This window comes from Streptomyces sp. NPDC054866 (assembly GCF_053610745.1).
Genome location: NZ_JBSGZA010000005.1, coordinates 30,849 through 48,001, shown reverse-complemented (window position 1 = coordinate 48,001; position 17,153 = coordinate 30,849). Strand labels below are relative to the sequence as shown.

Annotated in this window: 12 protein-coding genes; 7 read left to right on the top strand and 5 right to left on the bottom strand. The window is 68.5% G+C overall.

Annotated features, from left to right (window positions below; genetic code table 11):
- The first annotated feature begins 102 nt into the window (after positions 1 to 102).
- The 3 genes from ACWGI2_RS25080 to ACWGI2_RS25070 all read left to right on the top strand — a co-directional run bounded on the left by ACWGI2_RS25080 (position 103) and on the right by ACWGI2_RS25070 (position 1,648).
- Positions 103 to 543 carry a BlaI/MecI/CopY family transcriptional regulator gene (locus ACWGI2_RS25080; protein ID WP_453397087.1) on the top strand — a complete coding sequence of 147 codons (441 nt, stop codon included), beginning with the start codon at positions 103 to 105 and terminating at the stop codon, positions 541 to 543.
- A 9-nt stretch (positions 544 to 552) separates the two neighbouring features.
- Complete coding sequence (locus ACWGI2_RS25075; protein ID WP_160506416.1) at positions 553 to 1,086, top strand: amino-acid N-acetyltransferase; 534 nt, start codon at positions 553 to 555, stop codon at positions 1,084 to 1,086.
- Positions 1,087 to 1,309: 223 nt separating this feature from the next.
- Positions 1,310 to 1,648, top strand: coding sequence for a histone-like nucleoid-structuring protein Lsr2 (locus ACWGI2_RS25070; protein ID WP_361829427.1), 339 nt, complete (start codon positions 1,310 to 1,312; stop codon positions 1,646 to 1,648).
- Here the strand turns inward: ACWGI2_RS25070 and ACWGI2_RS25065 are convergent.
- Positions 1,627 to 2,220 (bottom strand): SCO3374 family protein, encoded by a 594-nt coding sequence (locus ACWGI2_RS25065; RefSeq protein WP_453697773.1) that lies wholly within the window; start codon positions 2,218 to 2,220, stop codon positions 1,627 to 1,629. The genes ACWGI2_RS25070 and ACWGI2_RS25065 overlap by 22 nt on opposite strands.
- A 441-nt stretch (positions 2,221 to 2,661) precedes the next feature.
- On the opposite strand from ACWGI2_RS25065, the gene ACWGI2_RS25060 reads away from it, so the two are divergent.
- Positions 2,662 to 5,187: an ATP-dependent Clp protease ATP-binding subunit gene (locus ACWGI2_RS25060; RefSeq protein WP_344524723.1), complete on the top strand. Its 2,526-nt coding sequence runs from the start codon at positions 2,662 to 2,664 to the stop codon at positions 5,185 to 5,187.
- Positions 5,188 to 5,275: 88 nt separating this feature from the next.
- Here the strand turns inward: ACWGI2_RS25060 and ACWGI2_RS25055 are convergent, their stop codons facing one another.
- The 3 genes from ACWGI2_RS25055 to ACWGI2_RS25045 form a co-directional block, all read right to left on the bottom strand.
- A complete protein-coding gene (locus ACWGI2_RS25055) occupies positions 5,276 to 7,840 on the bottom strand; it encodes an NACHT domain-containing protein (protein WP_453697772.1) in 2,565 nt (854 codons plus the stop codon).
- A gap of 78 nt (positions 7,841 to 7,918) precedes the next feature.
- On the bottom strand, positions 7,919 to 10,486 hold the full coding sequence (locus tag ACWGI2_RS25050) for an NACHT domain-containing protein (RefSeq protein WP_453697770.1): 2,568 nt from the start codon (positions 10,484 to 10,486) through the stop codon (positions 7,919 to 7,921).
- Positions 10,487 to 10,626: 140 nt separating this feature from the next.
- Entirely contained in the window at positions 10,627 to 11,061 is a 435-nt protein-coding gene (locus ACWGI2_RS25045) for a PPOX class F420-dependent oxidoreductase (protein WP_453697769.1), read from the bottom strand.
- Positions 11,062 to 11,313: 252 nt separating this feature from the next.
- On the opposite strand from ACWGI2_RS25045, the gene ACWGI2_RS25040 reads away from it, so the two are divergent.
- Positions 11,314 to 11,841: a DUF1062 domain-containing protein gene (locus ACWGI2_RS25040; RefSeq protein WP_453698283.1), complete on the top strand. Its 528-nt coding sequence runs from the start codon at positions 11,314 to 11,316 to the stop codon at positions 11,839 to 11,841.
- Positions 11,842 to 12,028: 187 nt separating this feature from the next.
- Positions 12,029 to 12,760 carry a DUF4232 domain-containing protein gene (locus ACWGI2_RS25035; RefSeq protein WP_453697768.1) on the top strand — a complete coding sequence of 244 codons (732 nt, stop codon included), beginning with the start codon at positions 12,029 to 12,031 and terminating at the stop codon, positions 12,758 to 12,760.
- 38 nt (positions 12,761 to 12,798) lie between these two features.
- Here ACWGI2_RS25035 and ACWGI2_RS25030 read toward each other — a convergent pair whose 3' ends face one another.
- On the bottom strand, positions 12,799 to 15,921 hold the full coding sequence (locus tag ACWGI2_RS25030; protein ID WP_453697767.1) for an NACHT domain-containing protein: 3,123 nt from the start codon (positions 15,919 to 15,921) through the stop codon (positions 12,799 to 12,801).
- 489 nt (positions 15,922 to 16,410) lie between these two features.
- Here ACWGI2_RS25030 and ACWGI2_RS25025 point away from each other — a divergent pair, with 489 nt between their 5' ends.
- Entirely contained in the window at positions 16,411 to 17,112 is a 702-nt protein-coding gene (locus ACWGI2_RS25025) for a M23 family metallopeptidase (protein WP_453697766.1), read from the top strand.
- Positions 17,113 to 17,153 lie beyond the last annotated feature (41 nt).

The window sequence follows — 17,153 nt, the reverse complement described above, 5'->3', positions numbered from 1 at the left end:
CGACTCGCTCACATTCCGAGTCGTACGCCCTTTTTGTTGGGGAAATGGCGCCTCCGCCACGTCCGTCACGTCATTAGTGACATCTCCCACTATTGTTCTGGTGTGCCTCGCCCCTTGGGAGAACTCGAAGACTCAGTCATGACACGGGTGTGGAAGTGGAACCGCCCCGTGACCGTTCGAGAAGTCCTGGAAGACCTTCAGCAGGAACGGTCCATCGCGTACACCACCGTCATGACCGTTTTGGACAATCTTCATCAGAAGGGCTGGGTGCGCCGTGAAGCGGAAGGCCGTGCCTATCGATATGAGGCGGTCTCCACTCGGGCCGCCTACGCCGCCGCACTGATGAACGAAGCATGGTCGCAGAGCGACAACCCCGCCGCCGCTCTCGTCGCGTTCTTCGGGATGATGTCGGCGGAACAGCGCGAAGCACTGAGTGACGCGATGCGGATCGTGGGCCCGGACTCTCAAGCCCTCGCCACTCAAGCCCTCGCCACTCAAGCCTCGGAGAACCCCGGCGAGGCGGAGCCCGAAGCAGAGCGATAGCGTCCGGTCATGCCAGCGGAACCCCCTGAACTCAGCGCTAAAGCAGTCTCCGTACGCCGGGCGCGCACCGCCGATGTGCCGGTCGTACGCAACCTCCTCGACTCCTACGCCCGTCAGGGGATCCTGCTCGACAAAGCGACGGTCGCCCTTTACGAGTCCATCCAGGAGTTCTGGGTGGCGGAACGCGACGACAACGCCGAGGTCGTCGGCTGCGGGGCCCTGCACGTGATGTGGGAAGACCTCGCGGAAGTACGCACTCTCGCGGTGAACCCCGACGTCAAGGGCGCCGGAGTAGGTCATCAGGTGTTGGGGAAGTTGCTGCAGACCGCTCGCTGGCTCGGTGTCCGGCGGGTTTTCTGTCTCACCTTCGAAGTCGACTTCTTCGCGAAGCACGGCTTCGTGGAGATCGGTGAGACGCCTGTCGACGGAGATGTCTACAGCGAGCTGCTGCGTTCCAAAGACGAGGGTGTCGCGGAGTTCCTCGGCCTCGAACGAGTGAAACCGAACACCTTGGGCAACAGCCGGATGCTTCTGCATCTGTGATCGTCGCCGGTATTCCGAGCTGCCTGCTGCCCCGGTTCCCTATGTCCGAAACGCGCATGTTTCCTGGGTTCTCGGGGTCCCCGGTCTCTCCCGGGGGTTTGTGTTTTTCCAGCAAAAGCGGTTTGCTTTCCGACGTACTGCAGTACTGCATATAACAGGGGGCGGCGATTCTGCGGCTCGCGCCGTGCGATCCGGCCCTAAGTTATCGATGAAAGGAAATCCGGTGGCACAGAAGGTTCAGGTCCTTCTTGTCGATGACCTCGACGGCGGCGAGGCAGACGAGACCGTGACGTTTGCGCTGGACGGCAAGTCGTACGAGATCGACCTCACCACGTCGAACGCGGACAAGCTCCGCGGTCTCCTTGAGCCTTACCTCAAGGGTGGTCGTCGTACCGGTGGCCGTGGTTCGGCCGGGCGCGCCAAAGCCCGTGCCTCTGCCGCGAGCGGCGGTCAGGACACCGCGGCGATCCGCGCCTGGGCGAAGGACAACGGTTTCGAGGTCAACGACCGCGGCCGCGTCCCCGCGTCCATCCGCGAGGCCTACGAGAAGGCCAACGGCTGACGACGGGTCCGTCGCAACCGGACCCGGTGGCACTGCGTTGCCGCCGTGTCCACAAGTCGTACGAGACCGGAGCCCACGGCGGGGTCGCTGTGGGGCACGGTGCCACCCCCCACGCACGACAGGGACGGCAGTGCCGGCAGCGTCGGCTCCACCTCGCACCCGGGCTCTGGGGGTCGCAGCCATACGGCGGCCCCCTGCGAGCCGGACCACCCCGGAGGCGTGGGCGCGTCGATCCGTCCGCCCGCACCGATGGCCGTGAGGTCCAGGGGGATGCCACCCCACTCCAGCCACTCCAGGAGCCCCGGCAGCTCCTCGGCGCTCCCCGCGGCCACGAAGAGCCGCATCGATTCTCCCCGCAGGGCCACCGGAGCCTTCGGCCCGAGATGGCGCAGCGCGGCGAAACCGGCCTCGGCGGGCAGCTGCAGTACGTCGAAGCGGAGCCCCGTCAGGAGCCGCACCGGCAGTCCGGGGCCGCGGCCGTCCGTGGCCCAGCCGAGTTCGTTCTCGTACCACTGCCGCACCGGGTCGCTCTGTTCGACCGGTACACGGGGCTGGGGAACGGTGAAGGCCATGCATGGAGCAACCGGCCGGAAGGGTCGCGGGTTACGCAGAGTGGTGTTGCGATTGCTCTCAGTGTCCGGAAAGAGGGCGTAAGGGCGTGTTCGGCCGCGCAAGGGTGTTCGCCCGTAGCGGAGGGAACCGGCGCGCGCCGCATGGAGTGTCAGTCCTTACGGGTAAGACATCCCTAGTGGGGAGGGGCGACACACGCGCGAGGCCGTCTCACGTTCGCCATCGGCGTAGTGGTGGTGAGGGTAAGTGCTTGGCCTGCGGGAACATCGTCTCGCACCATCGGGTTGGAGCAGTTGTCGGCGTTCGGGGTCAGGAGGCACCTCTTGTTCTCGGCCGGGTGTCGGCAGTTGGAATGAGCGGTCCCCGCTTGCGGGACTAAGCTGCGGAAGGACAGGGAGGGGACAGCCCCCTTACTGCCTGACCGCTCTGAGGAGCGATTAACGATGTTCGAGAGGTTCACCGACCGCGCGCGGCGGGTTGTCGTCCTGGCTCAGGAAGAAGCCCGGATGCTCAACCACAACTACATCGGCACCGAGCACATCCTCCTGGGCTTGATCCACGAGGGCGAGGGTGTCGCCGCTAAGGCCCTGGAGAGCCTCGGGATTTCGCTCGAGGCGGTCCGCCAGCAGGTGGAGGAGATCATCGGTCAGGGCCAGCAGGCCCCGTCCGGGCACATCCCCTTCACCCCCCGTGCCAAGAAGGTCCTGGAGCTTTCGCTCCGCGAGGCCCTTCAGCTGGGCCACAACTACATCGGCACGGAGCACATCCTGCTCGGCCTGATCCGCGAGGGCGAGGGCGTCGCAGCCCAGGTCCTCGTGAAGCTGGGCGCCGATCTCAACCGGGTGCGGCAGCAGGTCATCCAGCTGCTCTCCGGTTACCAGGGCAAGGAGACCGCCACCGCAGGCGGTCCTGCGGAGGGCACGCCTTCCACGTCCCTGGTGCTCGACCAGTTCGGCCGGAATCTCACCCAGGCCGCTCGTGAGTCCAAGCTCGACCCGGTCATCGGGCGCGAGAAGGAGATCGAGCGGGTCATGCAGGTGCTGTCCCGCCGTACGAAGAACAACCCCGTGCTCATCGGCGAGCCCGGCGTCGGCAAGACCGCCGTCGTCGAGGGCCTGGCGCAGGCCATCGTCAAGGGCGAGGTGCCCGAGACGCTGAAGGACAAGCACCTCTACACGCTTGACCTCGGCGCGCTGGTCGCCGGTTCGCGCTACCGCGGTGACTTCGAGGAGCGCCTGAAGAAGGTCCTCAAGGAGATCCGCACCCGCGGCGACATCATCCTGTTCATCGACGAGCTCCACACCCTGGTGGGTGCGGGCGCCGCCGAGGGCGCGATCGACGCGGCTTCGATCCTGAAGCCGATGCTCGCCCGTGGTGAGCTGCAGACCATCGGTGCCACGACGCTGGACGAGTACCGCAAGCACCTGGAGAAGGACGCGGCCCTCGAGCGCCGCTTCCAGCCCATCCAGGTCGCGGAGCCGTCCCTGCCGCACACCATCGAGATCCTCAAGGGTCTGCGCGACCGTTACGAGGCCCACCACAGGGTCTCCATCACGGACGAGGCGCTGGTCCAGGCCGCCACCCTGGCCGACCGGTACATCTCGGACCGCTTCCTGCCGGACAAGGCGATCGACCTGATCGACGAGGCCGGTTCCCGGATGCGCATCCGCCGGATGACCGCGCCGCCGGACCTCCGCGAGTTCGACGAGAAGATCGCGGGTGTCCGCCGCGACAAGGAGTCCGCGATCGACTCGCAGGACTTCGAGAAGGCCGCCTCTCTGCGCGACAAGGAGAAGCAGCTCCTCGCGGCGAAGGCCAAGCGCGAGAAGGAGTGGAAGGCCGGCGACATGGACGTCGTCGCCGAGGTCGACGGCGAGCTCATCGCCGAGGTCCTCGCGACGGCCACCGGCATTCCGGTCTTCAAGCTGACCGAGGAGGAGTCCTCGCGTCTGCTGCGCATGGAGGACGAGCTCCACAAGCGCGTCATCGGCCAGAAGGACGCCATCAAGGCGCTTTCGCAGGCGATTCGTCGTACGCGCGCCGGTCTGAAGGACCCGAAGCGTCCCGGTGGCTCGTTCATCTTCGCCGGCCCGTCCGGTGTCGGTAAGACGGAGCTTTCCAAGACGCTCGCCGAATTCCTCTTCGGTGACGAGGACGCCCTGATCTCCCTCGACATGTCGGAGTTCAGCGAGAAGCACACGGTCTCGCGTCTCTTCGGTTCGCCGCCCGGATATGTCGGTTACGAAGAGGGCGGTCAGCTGACGGAGAAGGTCCGCCGCAAGCCGTTCTCGGTCGTCCTCTTCGACGAGGTCGAGAAGGCCCACCCGGATATCTTCAACTCTCTGTTGCAGATCCTGGAGGACGGTCGTCTGACCGACTCCCAGGGCCGGGTCGTGGACTTCAAGAACACGGTCATCATCATGACGACCAACCTCGGCACGCGTGACATCTCCAAGGGCTTCAACCTCGGATTCGCCGCGTCGGGTGACGTCAAGACGAACTACGAGCGCATGAAGACCAAGGTCAACGACGAGCTGAAGCAGCACTTCCGCCCGGAGTTCCTGAACCGTGTCGACGACACGGTGGTCTTCCACCAGCTCACCGAGGAAGACATCATCCAGATCGTCGACCTCATGATCGCCAAGGTGGACGAGCGTCTGAAGGACCGCGACATGGGCATCGAGCTCAGCGGTGACGCGAAGAAGCTCCTGGCCAAGAAGGGTTACGACCCCGTCATGGGCGCCCGGCCGCTGCGCCGGACGATCCAGCGCGAGGTCGAGGACATCCTGTCGGAGAAGATCCTCTTCGGCGAGCTCCGCCCCGGCCACATCGTGGTCGTCGGCACGGAGGGTGAGGGCGAGGAAGCCAAGTTCACCTTCCGCGGCGAGGAGAAGGCGGCGCTTCCGGATGTCCCGCCGATCGAGCAGGCCGCTGGTGGCGCCGGGCCCAACCTGAGCAAGGAGGCGTAAGCCTCCGGCTCTCGGGCCCGCAGTACAGCAGTGCAGGGGCTGCCCCGGACCGTTTCTCACGGTCCGGGGCAGCCCCTTTGCTGTGGGGTCACGAAGTGATCGTGATTCCCTCCGGTACGTTCCGTACGCGGGGCAGCCTGGGGTTGACCCTGAGCACGCTCAGGTTCGGGAAGCGGGTGAGCCAGGACATGTCCGTGTCGGCCAGTTCCGCGGTGACCCACAGGTGGGTGAGCTGCTCGTGCTCCAGGCCGTCCAGGAGCTCCTCGGTGCGCATGACGCCCACCACCTGGATCCACGGCCGCCCGCCGAGGTGCCGCAGCGCCACGAGCTCGGCGGTCTCGGACACGGGGAAGTACAGGCCGACCGGGTCGAGGTGGGCGATGATCTCGCGTGCGTACCGCTCGGTGTCGAAGTGCCGCCACGGGCGGGCCAGTTCCATCCGGATGGCCAGGGCCGAGCGGTGGCGCAGGCGGGCGAGGTAGTCGATGGCGGCGTCGTCCTGGACGCGGGTCGCCGTGATCGCCAGGAGGAGCGCCTGCTGGTCGCTCGGCACCTGCTCGGGGTCCGGCAGCTGCTCCAGGACGATGGGGCCGACCCAGCCGAGGCTGCGGGCGGCCAGTTCCGTCGTGGGGCGCACGAGGTTCTTCGTACGGTCGTGGACGAGCTGCTGCACCGCCGGGTCGAGTTCGGTGACGTGTTCCAGGCAGGCCGCGGCCATCAGGCGCCGGTGGTTCACGTGAGGGCGGCGCAGGTTCGGGGCGGCGGCCAGGAGCCGCTCGAGGAAGTCGGCGCACTCCTCCGGCCGTGCGTGGGCGGCGGCCATGCGGATGACCTCCTCCCACTCGGCGCGGTGCGCGTGCTCGACGAGGGTTCGGAACTGGCCGCGGGCCACTATTTCCTTGGCGGCGAGATAGTCCTGGAAGGTGCGGTGGATGAAGTCAACCGAGTGGCCTGCCTGTTCGCGCAGCAGGCCCGTGCGGTGCAGCAGATGACGGAAGATCTTCTCGCCGTCGCCCTCGGCGCGTGCGGAGGGGATGGCGGGCAGCGCGCCGTCCAGGATGGCGACCACGCGCTCGCGCGGCAGCTCCGAGACCCCCTCCTCCACCATCGCGTGGGCCAGTTTGCGCAGGAGCAGCTCCCGGGGTCCTTGCTGGAGCCGTACGTCATCGGCGTACAAGACGTCGCGCTCGGGGTCGCGGCGCTGGAGGAGCATTTCGAGGGCGGCGTCGTACAGCTCCTTGCGGCCTTTGGGGAGCGAGCCGGAGCGGTCGCGGTTCAGGGCGCAGATCAGGCCGCACATCAGGGGGTTGGTGGCGAGCTGGCGCAGCTCGCGGTAGATGCGCACGGAGTGCAGGAGGCGCTGTTCGTACTCCCGCAGCTTGTCGCGGTCCGCCTGCTCCTTGCACTGGTCGTCGCTCATCGCGGCCGCGTGCCAGTCGTGAATGAAGCGGGTGACCTGATCGCGTGACATCGGCGCGAGGGAGAGTTCCTTGAAGCCCTCTTCGGCGAGGCGCTCCTGGGCGAGCCAGCCGTCCTCGACGGCGGAGGGGCGCGAGGTCACCAGACAGCCGTTGCCGGAGAAGATGCGAAGGAGGCGGCGCAGCTGGTTGCGCAGATCGACGCGGGTCGCTTCCGGGGCCTCGTCGATCCCGTCGACCAGGAGCATGGCGCGGCCCGCGAGCAGGGTGCGCACGACCCAGCCCTCGGGCGCCTGGTCGGCCAGCGGGTGGCGGATGGCGTGCAGGAAGTCGTCCGGTGCGGGGAAGCCCTCGCGGGCGAAGCGGCGTACCGGCAGGACGAAGGGCACGCGGGCGCCCTCGCGCGCCGCGGCCACGGCGAGCCACTGGACGAGGGTCGTCTTGCCCGAGCCGGCGACGCCACGCAGCAGCACCCGCTCGTGCCCCTCCAGGGCCCGGTCGGCGAGCAGCACGGTGCGCGGCTCGCCCGGTACGCCGCTGCCGCTGCTCTCCTCGGCCTCCAGGCTGAGGTAGGTGTCCTCCAGGGCCCAGCGGTCCGGCGCGTTGGCCAGGTCCACGCCGACGATGGTGAGCCAGCCGTGCTGCCGTACGACCTCTTCGGCGTACGCGGCCTCGAAGTCCCGGTCCTCCTCGGAGCGTTCGGGCTGGCGGGCCGCGGCCTCCGCGTCGTTCAGGTCGATGAGCTGGCGGATGCGGCTCGCGCGCTCGGCCATGTGCCGCTGGATGTGCGGGGAGCGCCGTACGAAGTGGTACAGGACGTGCAGACACACGGCGACCAGTAGCTCGTCGTGGAACCACGCCGCGCCGGGGGACAGGGCGCGGTCCGCGCCCTGCACGGCGCCGCGAAGGCGCCGTGCGTAGTCCTGCGGGCCCAGGCGCACGGCGTCCACGTCCGTGAGGTCCAGTTCGCCGATGGCGAGGAGGGTGCGGGTCAACACGTCGACGACAGAGGCGAGTTCGGTCGTCGGGGCGGAGTGCGCCTCGGCGGCGACGTGGACGAAATCCGCGGCGGCGCGGTGCACGTCGTCCGGTGTGGCCGGGGCGTCGGCGCCGCGCCAGGTGGTGAGGGCGGCGATCAGATCGGGTGTGTTGGGCGGCTGCGCGGGAGGCTGCCGGATGAGCCGTTGTACCAGGGGTGCGGCGAGGGTCGAGGGGATGCGGACAACGGGCTCCATGGACATAGGGCGTCCCTGCGGGTGGGATTTCGTGTGTCGCGGGCTGGATTTCGCGTGTCGTGGAAGGTCAAGGGTAGGTCAACTCCTCCACGGTGGAGGGGTGATGAGCTCGATCCGGCCCGGGACCTGTAGGGCCACCGCCTCGGTGACCTCAGAGGTCACATCGACCCTTCTGAGGTTCGGGAAGGCCGAGAGCCAGGCCAGCCCTTCGACGGGATGGGACGCCTCCAGGCTGAGCCGGGTGAGCCGCTCGCGCACGATCAGGTCGGTCAGGTCCTCGACGCGGTAGGCGCCGACGACCTGGATGTCCGCCCAGCCGCCGATGGAGCGCAGGGCGCGGAGGTCCTCGGTGTCGCGCACGGTGACGCGGGCCTGGCGGGGCAGGTGCGCGAGAATCTCGCGGGCGTAGAGCTCGCGGTCGAAACGCGGCCAGGAGGCGGCGAGGGTCCGCTGGACGTCCATGCTCGGGTGCGCGCGGAACTGGGTCAGGAAGTGCAGTGCAGTATCGCTGCCCAACTCGCATGCCGTACGCACCACATGGCGGGCCGTGCGGTCGTCGAGCCCGTCGGCCGGGGGCAGTAGCGAAAGCACCAACTCGCCGCCGGACTGCGCCAGTTCCTCGGCGTCCGCGCTGGATCCCGGCGGCACGAGCAGCTGCACCCCGACCTCCACGAACGAACGGACCGCGGGCGCCACCTCCGCCGCGTACGGCAGCCCGGCCGCCGCCAGAAGCTTGCCGCGCGGAGTGCCCCGCTCGACGAGCCGCCGCAGCATCTGTTCGGCCTCCTTCGGGCGCGCGTGGGCGATGGCGAGGAGGACGACGTCCTCCCACTGGTCCTTGTCCGCGTTGTTCAGGAGCAGATCGAAGTCCAGCTCCTGAACGGCGAGGCGGGAGCCGAGATAGTCCTGGAACGTCCGGTGGAGGAAGTCGACGCGCCCGTCAGCGGGTTCACGCAGCAGACCGGACCGCAGCAGGAGCGAGGTGTAGATCTCCTCCGCGTCGCTGCTCAGATTCAGGGAGGGGAGCGCCTGCGTGATGATGTGCAGCGCGTCCGAACGGTCCATCTCCGAACGGCTGTTGCGGATCAGCCACCACGCGAGCCGCTGAAGGAGCTGGATCTGGGTGGCGTACGGAATCCGGATCCCGCCCGGATCGTCCAACCCCCGTTCCCTGTCGCGCCGTTCGAGCATCATCGAGAGCGCGGCCTCGTAGAGCGACTTCCTGTCCTGGGGCAGGAAGCCGTTCCGGTCGCGGTGCAGGGCGCAGAGCATCCCGCACATCAGGGGGTTGGTGGCGAGGCGGTTCAGCTCGGTCGTGGTCCGTACGGCCTGGAGCAGGGAAACCCCGGTGGACTCGTCGGCCCCGGCGGCGCTGTGCCAGCGGCGTACGAACGTGGCGACGTCGTGGCGGGACATCGGGGAGAGCGTGAGTTCGTTGAAGCCGACGGCGGTCAGCCACTGCTCGGGGACGGCGGAGGGACGCGAGGTGACGAGCCATAGGTTGCCGGGAAAGGTCCGCGCGAGCTCACGCAGCCACCGCCGGGCGGACTCCCTCCGATCACCGGCGATTTCATCTATCCCGTCGACGAGGAGTACGCCGCGCCGGGCGCGCAGGACGCGTTCGACCCAGCCGGGCGGCTGCTCGCCCGCGACCGGGCAGGCGACGGCCGCCAGGAAGTTCCCCGGAATGGGCAGCTCGGCTCCCGGCCGCAGGATCCGCCGCATCGGCAGGACGAACGGCACGCGCCCGATGAGATGCGTGAGGCCGTGCTCGTACGTCCGGTTCGCCGCCGTCACGGCGAGCCACTGGACCAGGGTGGTCTTGCCGGATCCGGCGACGCCGCGCAGCAGGACCTGGTCGTGCTGCGCGAGGACCTGCTCGGCGGGCACGTGCAGCCCGCTGCCGCCGAGGCCGGGCCCGAAGCGCTCGCGGGTCGCTTCGAGGCTGAGGTAGGCGGTGTCGAGGGGCCACTCGCTGGTACCGGCGTCGAGGCCGTAGATGGTGAGGGTGCCGTGGCGCTCGGCGATGTGGTTGGCGTAACGGGCTTCGAAGGCGGCGTCCTCGGCGGTCTGGGAGGGGAGCCGGTCGAGAAGGATGTCGATGGTCTGGGCGAGGCGGGCCAACTGCTGGGTCTGGGCGACCTGTTGACGGGCGATGAAGGTGGATCGCTGGGAGAAGAAGTTGAGGATGTGGAGCGATGCGGTGTGCAGGAGCTGGTCGTAGAACAGCTCCGCGCTTCCGCTGAGGCCGAAGGAGATGACGACGGTGCCCGAGTTGGACCGCAGGAGCCGCGCGAAGCCTTCCGGCCCCAGGGCGACGGCTTCGTAGTCCTCGATGGTGATGGTGCCGAGGGCGGCGAGGGAGTGGGCGAGGGCGTTCTTGACGGCGAGGGCTTCCGCCGGGTCGATGGGCTGTTCATGGGGGCCGGCGGCTTTGAGAGCCCTGCGCACGAGCTCGGCGGCGACCTTCTCGACGTCCTTGGGCGTGACGCTGCGTTTCTCCCCGCGGAACGAGACGAGCGAGGAGATCTTCACCGGTTTCTCGACCAGGGCCGCGCCTGGTTGGTCGGCCACGAAGAGCTTCTTGACGAGCGGCACGACGACACCGGACGCGATACGGGCGCCTAGCGTGCTGGCTTCGACCATGTGTTGAGGGTAGGTGAAGGGGGCGGGGGGTGGCGGGGGTTGGGGGGATTGCAGGAAAGTCCCACTTGGGGGCGTTCACGGGGTGGGTGGGGGTGGGACTTTTCTGCGATCAGATGGGGTCCCGGCCGGCTGGGACGTCGTTACGAGAGCTTGGTGCCGTAGACGTTGTCGACCTTCATCGTGATCAGCACCCGGCGGTCGGACACCATGACCTCGCGGTACTCGTCCCAGTTCGGGTGCTCGCCTGCGGCGGCGCGGTAGTAGTCCACCAGGGCCTGGACCTCGGGGCCCTGCGGGTCGGTCCCGGGGCCGATGAGCGTGGCCGTGCCCTCGGCGGTGGCCCAGGCGCGGCCGTCGGGGCTTGTCACCTCCAGCGCGGCGCGGGGGTCGCGACGCAGGTTCGCGATCTTCGCTGTCCTCGCGGTCGTCGATACGCGGATGACGCCCGCGGAGCGGTCGTACGACGGCATGACGGGCGAGAGCTGGGGGCGTCCGTCGGACTTGATCGTGGCCAGCACGCCGAGGGTGCTCCGGGCGAGAAGGGCGTGGGGGTCGAAGCTTGATTCTGTCGTCATGTGGGGGCCAACTCCTGGGCGCGTACGGGGTATTCCGGCGGGGAGACGTTCGAAAAGCGGTGGAGGGGCGGGGCTGGGTGCCGCTACCGTGCTGCCGAACCGAGTCGTCTGGGCAAGGACGTGCCGTTGTACACCCTGTGAGTTTTCCCGAGCGCTGATTCGTCGCGCGTCGCGCTCTGCGCGCCGCGCTGCTTTTTGCTGCGGACTTCTCACTGAAACCGGTGTACTTCTGTGCTCAATCGCTGGGTGGTCATGCCCACCTGCCTGCCTACCGTTCTCCGCCGTTGCCACGCCTGCGCGTCCCAGCGCTTCCGGGCGAACGGCAAGTTTCGCGTCAACGCGAACCACAAGCTCCTCGACGCCTGGCTCCTCGTGCTCTGTACCGCTTGCGGGGAAACCGCGAAGCTCACGGTTCTGGAGCGGGCGAACGTGCGCTCCATACCTGCTGGCCTGCTGGACCGGATGCACGGCAACGACCCTGTCCTGGCTGGTGAGTTGCTTCAGGATCCCGTTCTGCGGCGTCGTAATCGCATCGCCCTTGACTGGGGCGGTGCGTGGCGTCTCGACACCGGCGGGTCGGATCACCTGGACCGCGAGGTGATCGACATCTCGGTCCGCTTCGCGGCGCGGATTCCCGTCCGGCCGGCGCGACTGATCGCCGAGGGCTGTGGTCTTTCGCGGGCCGAGGTCGAGAGGCTGATCGTGGAGGGGAAGCTCGTCTCGGCGGTCCGGCTGAGCGGCAAGCTTTCTGGCGACTTCACCTTCACGCTCAAGCGCTGAGCCGTCGACCAGGGCCCATTTTCCCTGGTCAGGGGCCTGTCCGGCAGTCCGCCGGGCAGGCCCCTTCGGCTGCCCCGCGTGCGTTAGGCGGATGTTAGTCGGGTGGGAGCTCGGCGTTAGCGCCCTCGATCAGAGTCGGTGTTGTTCCGAGGACGGAGCGACACCGACAACCCGATGGGGACCCGCCATGCGTTCCAACACCACCGCCACTGCCACTCGTCGCCGCAACCTGCGCTTCGCCGCCGCGGCTCTGACCGTCGCCGCGAGCCTCTCGCTCACCGCCTGCAACGGCGATGACGTGACGGGACAGGGCGACCCGTCGGCCGCGTCGAGTTCGTCCTCGTCGGGCGGCGGTTCGGAGCAGAGCGGTTCGGACTCGGGCGGCTCCGAGCAGGGCGGCGGAAAGGACACGGCCGGGCAGAGTTCCGGCGGGCAGGGCGCGGACGCCGGGGCCGCGGCCGGCGGCGGGACCGGTTCGAGCGAGAGCGGTCAGGTCGCCAAGTGCCGTACCGACGCCCTGGACATCTCGGCGTCGGACAGCACCATCGACGGCGACGACGAGGGCTCCGTCGCGGTGCAGATGACGAACGTCGGCGGCAAGGACTGCGTGATGTCCGGGTTCGCCGGTGTGGACCTGAAGACCAGCGAGGGGTCGCTCTCCGCGGAGCGCAGTGGTCAGCCGGCCGCGCGGATGGTTCTCAAGGACGGGAAGTCGGTGTTCTTCTCCATCAGCTACCCGATGAACGACTCGGGCGGCTCCGGTGTCGGCGTCACGGGCCTCGTGGTGACCCCGCCCGGTGAGACGAAGTCGTACACGATGGACTGGCCCGGCGCCGCGACCCTGCCCGTCACCGACGGCTCCGGCTCCTCGGTCAAGGTCCTCCCGCTCGGCAGCGCGGGCCAGGGCGGCGCCTCGTAGTCATGAGAGTGCGTATCGGGGGGCGAGGGGGCGTGGTTTCAGCTCAGTCCCTGAGGCAGGTACGTGTAGTGACATACCTCGATGCGCGAGGGGAGCTGCTTGAGACCGGAGACCCGGTGCTCGGGTACCCACAGCTGCCTCAGTGCGGGGAGCAGGGCCAAGGGGGCGGCATCAATCTCGAGCCGCCTCCCAGCCGCAAACAAGGACAGGTGCGCGACGCCTGGAAACAGCCTGGCGATCTGGCGTGCCGCGTTCGTCCGGCCGGTCGAATGGCGCAGCGACAGGCGGGTCACCGTGGGCAGCGTCAGGCCGGGGGGCGCTGAGGCGAGGCTGCCGGACGAGAGGTCCAGCTGGGTCAGGCGAGGCAGACGTCCGAGCGCCTCCCATTCCTCGGGAGCATGCGGGCCGTCCGCATAGCTGAGCGCGACTTGCTCCAACTCCGGCCATCTGTCCACCGAATCCAGATCACGCAGGGTGTAGCCCGAGTTGTACATCTCCAGCGTCCGTATCGGGGCTTCAGTAGGGAACAGGCTGAGGCTCCAGGGTTCGCTGATGTCGATGAGGCGAAGCCGGTTCAGGTTGCGCAGCCCGCTGAGTGCCTCGGGGGAGAGCCGGGTGGGGGGCATCCTGAGAACGAGGACTTCGGGGTCGCATGCCGCGAGCAGGCGGCCGGCGGCCGTGGGCGAAACCGTGTCCCGGATGTCCAGCAGCTTTGGGCGGATGCCCAGACGTTCGAGTTCCACGATCTGATCGGTGCTGCGCAGCGTGAAGTGCGTTACCCCATCGTCGAGTTGGGAAATGACGCGCTCCGCGTACGGACGGCAGGCGTAGCGGCCCCAGCCCCACATGAGCTGCCTTCGCACGCCCGGCGACGGGTGCCGGGCAAGTCGCGCGAGAAACGGGATCGCTGCGTCCGACGGAACATTCGTCGCTGTGACCGCCACGAAATCGGCGACGGTGTCACTCAGAACGTCCGGGCCCGGCAGAAGGTCCAGAATCATGGGCCCGACCGCCGCCAGTTCGAGAGCCCTCTCCGTGCTGGCCGGCGGTACCAGCGCATACATCCGCCGCTCCACTTCCTGCCGCACCTCGGGGGCCAGCTCCGCCGCATGCTCCAGACAGGCTGCCGCCAGCAGGTGGCTACGGTTCCGCCCTGGTACGTCATCCCCGCGCGCGTCCCCGTGCCTGAGTAACTCCCTTAAGATCTCCGCCCGTTCACGTGGCCGTGCCTGAGCCACCGCCATCCGGATGACGTCCTCCCACTGGTCGCCTGTCGCGTGCTGTGCCAGGAGCCCGAAGTCTCCCTCGTCCACCGCTGCTCGCGCCCCGAGGAAGTCCTGGAACGTGCGGTGGATGAAGTCGACCGTGCCCGGGCCCGGCTCGCGCAGGAGTCCGCTGCGGTGGAGGAAGTGGGCGTACACCTCCTTCGCGCCGCCCAGTGCGGCCAGCTCCGGGACGGCCGGCAACGCGTCCGCGATGATCGACTCGGCTCGTGAACGGTCCATCACCGTACGGCCGTTGCGGATGAGCCAGTAGGCGAGCCGTTGCAGCAGCTGGAGCTGCGGCTCCTCCCGCAGTTCCGGTACGTGCATGTCGCGCTCACGGTCCCGGCGGATCAGCAGCATCGAAAGGGCCGCCGAGTACAGATCCTTGCGGCCCAGAGGGAGGAAACCCCGCCGATCCCTGTGCAGAGCACAAATCAGGCCGCACATCAGCGGGTTGGTCGCCAGGCGGCCCAAGTCCGGCCTCGCTCCTACCGCGTCCAGGAGCTGGGTCTCGTACGCGGCGAGAGCAGCGTCCTCCTCCGGTGCACCCGTTCGCGCCGCCTCGTGCCAGCGGTGGATGAACGCGGTCACCTCCGACCGGCTCATCGGCGACAGCGTCAGCTCAGTGAAGTTCTGCTCCGCGAGCCAGTCCTCCCGTACCGCCGAAGGGCGCGACGTCACCAGCCACCGATTGCCGGGGTACGCGTCGATCAGATCGCTCAGCCAGCCCCGCGTGCGCGTGCGCTCCGACTCCGGGATCTCGTCGATCCCGTCCACCAGAATCAGCGCACGCCCCGCGGTCAGCACGCGGGACTCCCAGCCCTTGGGCTGCGTACCCGCCAGTGGGGAGCCGACCGCCGAGAGGAAGTCCGCCGGCGCCGGGAGGCGCTCGCCGTGGCGGGTGAGGCTGCGAAGGGGGAGTACGTAGGGGATGCGGTCGTGGAGGTAGGTCATGCGGGCGTCGTCCACGGTGTGGCCCGCGGCACTCACCGCCAGCCACTGGATCAGGGTCGTCTTGCCTGAGCCCGCCTCGCCCCGGAGGAGTACGCGGTCGTGGTCGGCCAGTGCCTGGTCGGCGGGGCATGGCGTTGAGGCCGACTCCGCGACCTGGTCCGCCCACTGCGCGTACGCGGGGCCCGTTTCTGCCAGGGCGTTTGCCACTTCCCGCTGCGAGAGCTGGAACTTTCCTCCACGCTCCGTCGCCTCCAAGGACATGTACGCCGCATCCAGCGGCCACCGCCCCGGTGAGTTCGCCAGATCGATCCCGAAGATCGTCAGCTTCCCCTGCTTCCTCGCCACGTACGCGAGATACCGCCGCTCAAAGGCCACGTCCTGCGCTCCGGGAGTCGGATTGCGGGCGAGTAGTTCGTCGACCTTCGCGATGAGTTCGTCCTGGCTTCGGCTCTGGGCCACGAGTGTCGCCGCGACGAAGGTGGAGCGCTGCGTGAAGAACTGCAGGATGTGCAGGCAGGCCCACTCGGTGATCGAGTCGAGGAAGAACGCGGCGTCCGCGGAAAGGCCGGAGGCCGACGCGTTGTGGATGAGCGAGCGGGCCAGCCTCCGGTGGCCAAGGCGGACCGCCTGGACGTCGTCCATGTCGAGGTCGCCGAGGGTCAGGAGCGCGCGGGCCAAGGCGTCCGTCACCGCTTCCGCCTCGTCCGGCGGGAAGGGACGTTCGCCGGGCGAGGAGAGGGAGCCCGCCACCAGCTCGCTCGCGAGGCGCCGCACGTCCCGTTCTGTCAGGGTCCGCTTCTCGCCCCTGAAGGACACCAGGCCGGACAGCCGTACCGGCTTGTCCGTCAGGCCTGCCCCCGCCCCCTCCCGTACGAACAGTTTCTTGACCAGAGGGGCTACGACGCCCGAGGCGAGCCGGGCGCCTATGACCGCGGGATCCATGCGCCGCAGCGTAGCGCCGGTCACATTCCGGGGGTTGTGGATCTCGGGGGCCGGTGACATGACGCACAGGCGTTATGTCCGGTACTAGGTGGAATAGTGGCCCTGGGTGGAGGGGGCCTCGGGACCTTCGGCAGGCAACCCGCGGGACCTTGGGCTCGTCGGGGGCGTGCACCCCCGGGTCGTGCCAGTGCTGGCGCGAGATGCCCTGTCGATGTGTGGTTAAACCTTGCCGCGGCCGCTGATTCCGGCAACTGGCTGAAGGGGTAATTGTCGGGATTTGTCAGTGTCAAGGGGGCGAAAGGTGGGCGTCTGGCTACGGCTTTAGGTAGTAGATGGGGTGTTTGAGCAGGGGGCGGGGTGCGGGTTACCAAGGTGAGGCCCCGGCGGAACGCAGCGAAGCGTGTGGCCGGGTCCCTTTGTGTCTCACGTGTCTCGCAGCGACATGCGGCGGTGTCACGTACACGCTCCCCATCCCGGAGGTAATCCGCCATGTCGAAGCGCGCCACGTCCCACCAGTCCGGCCTGTCCCTGCTCCGTACGCGGACGGCCGTCATCACCGTCGCGGGCCTCGGGCTCGGGGCGTCCGCCGTTCTCGGTTCCGGGATCGCAGCCGCCGCGGACGCCAAGAGCGGCGCGCTGCCCGGCGTCTCCGCGAACTCGATCTCGGCGCAGGCCGACGCTCAGGCCAAGGCCGCCGCCAAGGCCAAGCAGGCCGCCGCCAAGAAGGCCGAGCAGGCCAAGCAGGCGAAGCAGGCCGCCGCCAAGAAGGCCGCCGGCTGGCAGGACCCGGTCGACAAGTACACGCTCTCCGCGTCCTTCGGGCTCGGCGGCAACATGTGGTCCAGCAAGCACTCCGGCCAGGACTTCGCCGTGTCGATCGGTACCTCCGTAGAGGCCGTGCACAACGGCACCGTCGTCAAGGCCGGCGGCAACGGCGCCGGTGACGGTCCCGCGTACGGCAACGCCATCGTGATCAAGCACGACAACGGCACGTTCTCGCAGTACGCGCACCTGTCGAAGATCGACGTGCGCGTCGGCCAGACCGTCGGCACCGGCCAGCACATCGCCGCGTCCGGCAACACCGGTAACTCCAGCGGCCCGCACCTGCACTTCGAGATCCGTACGACGCCGAACTACGGCTCGGCGGTCGACCCGGTCGCGTTCCTGCGCTCCAACGGTGTCTCCGTCTGATCAGTCACCCAGTCACCCAGTAACCGTCTGATCAGCGGTTA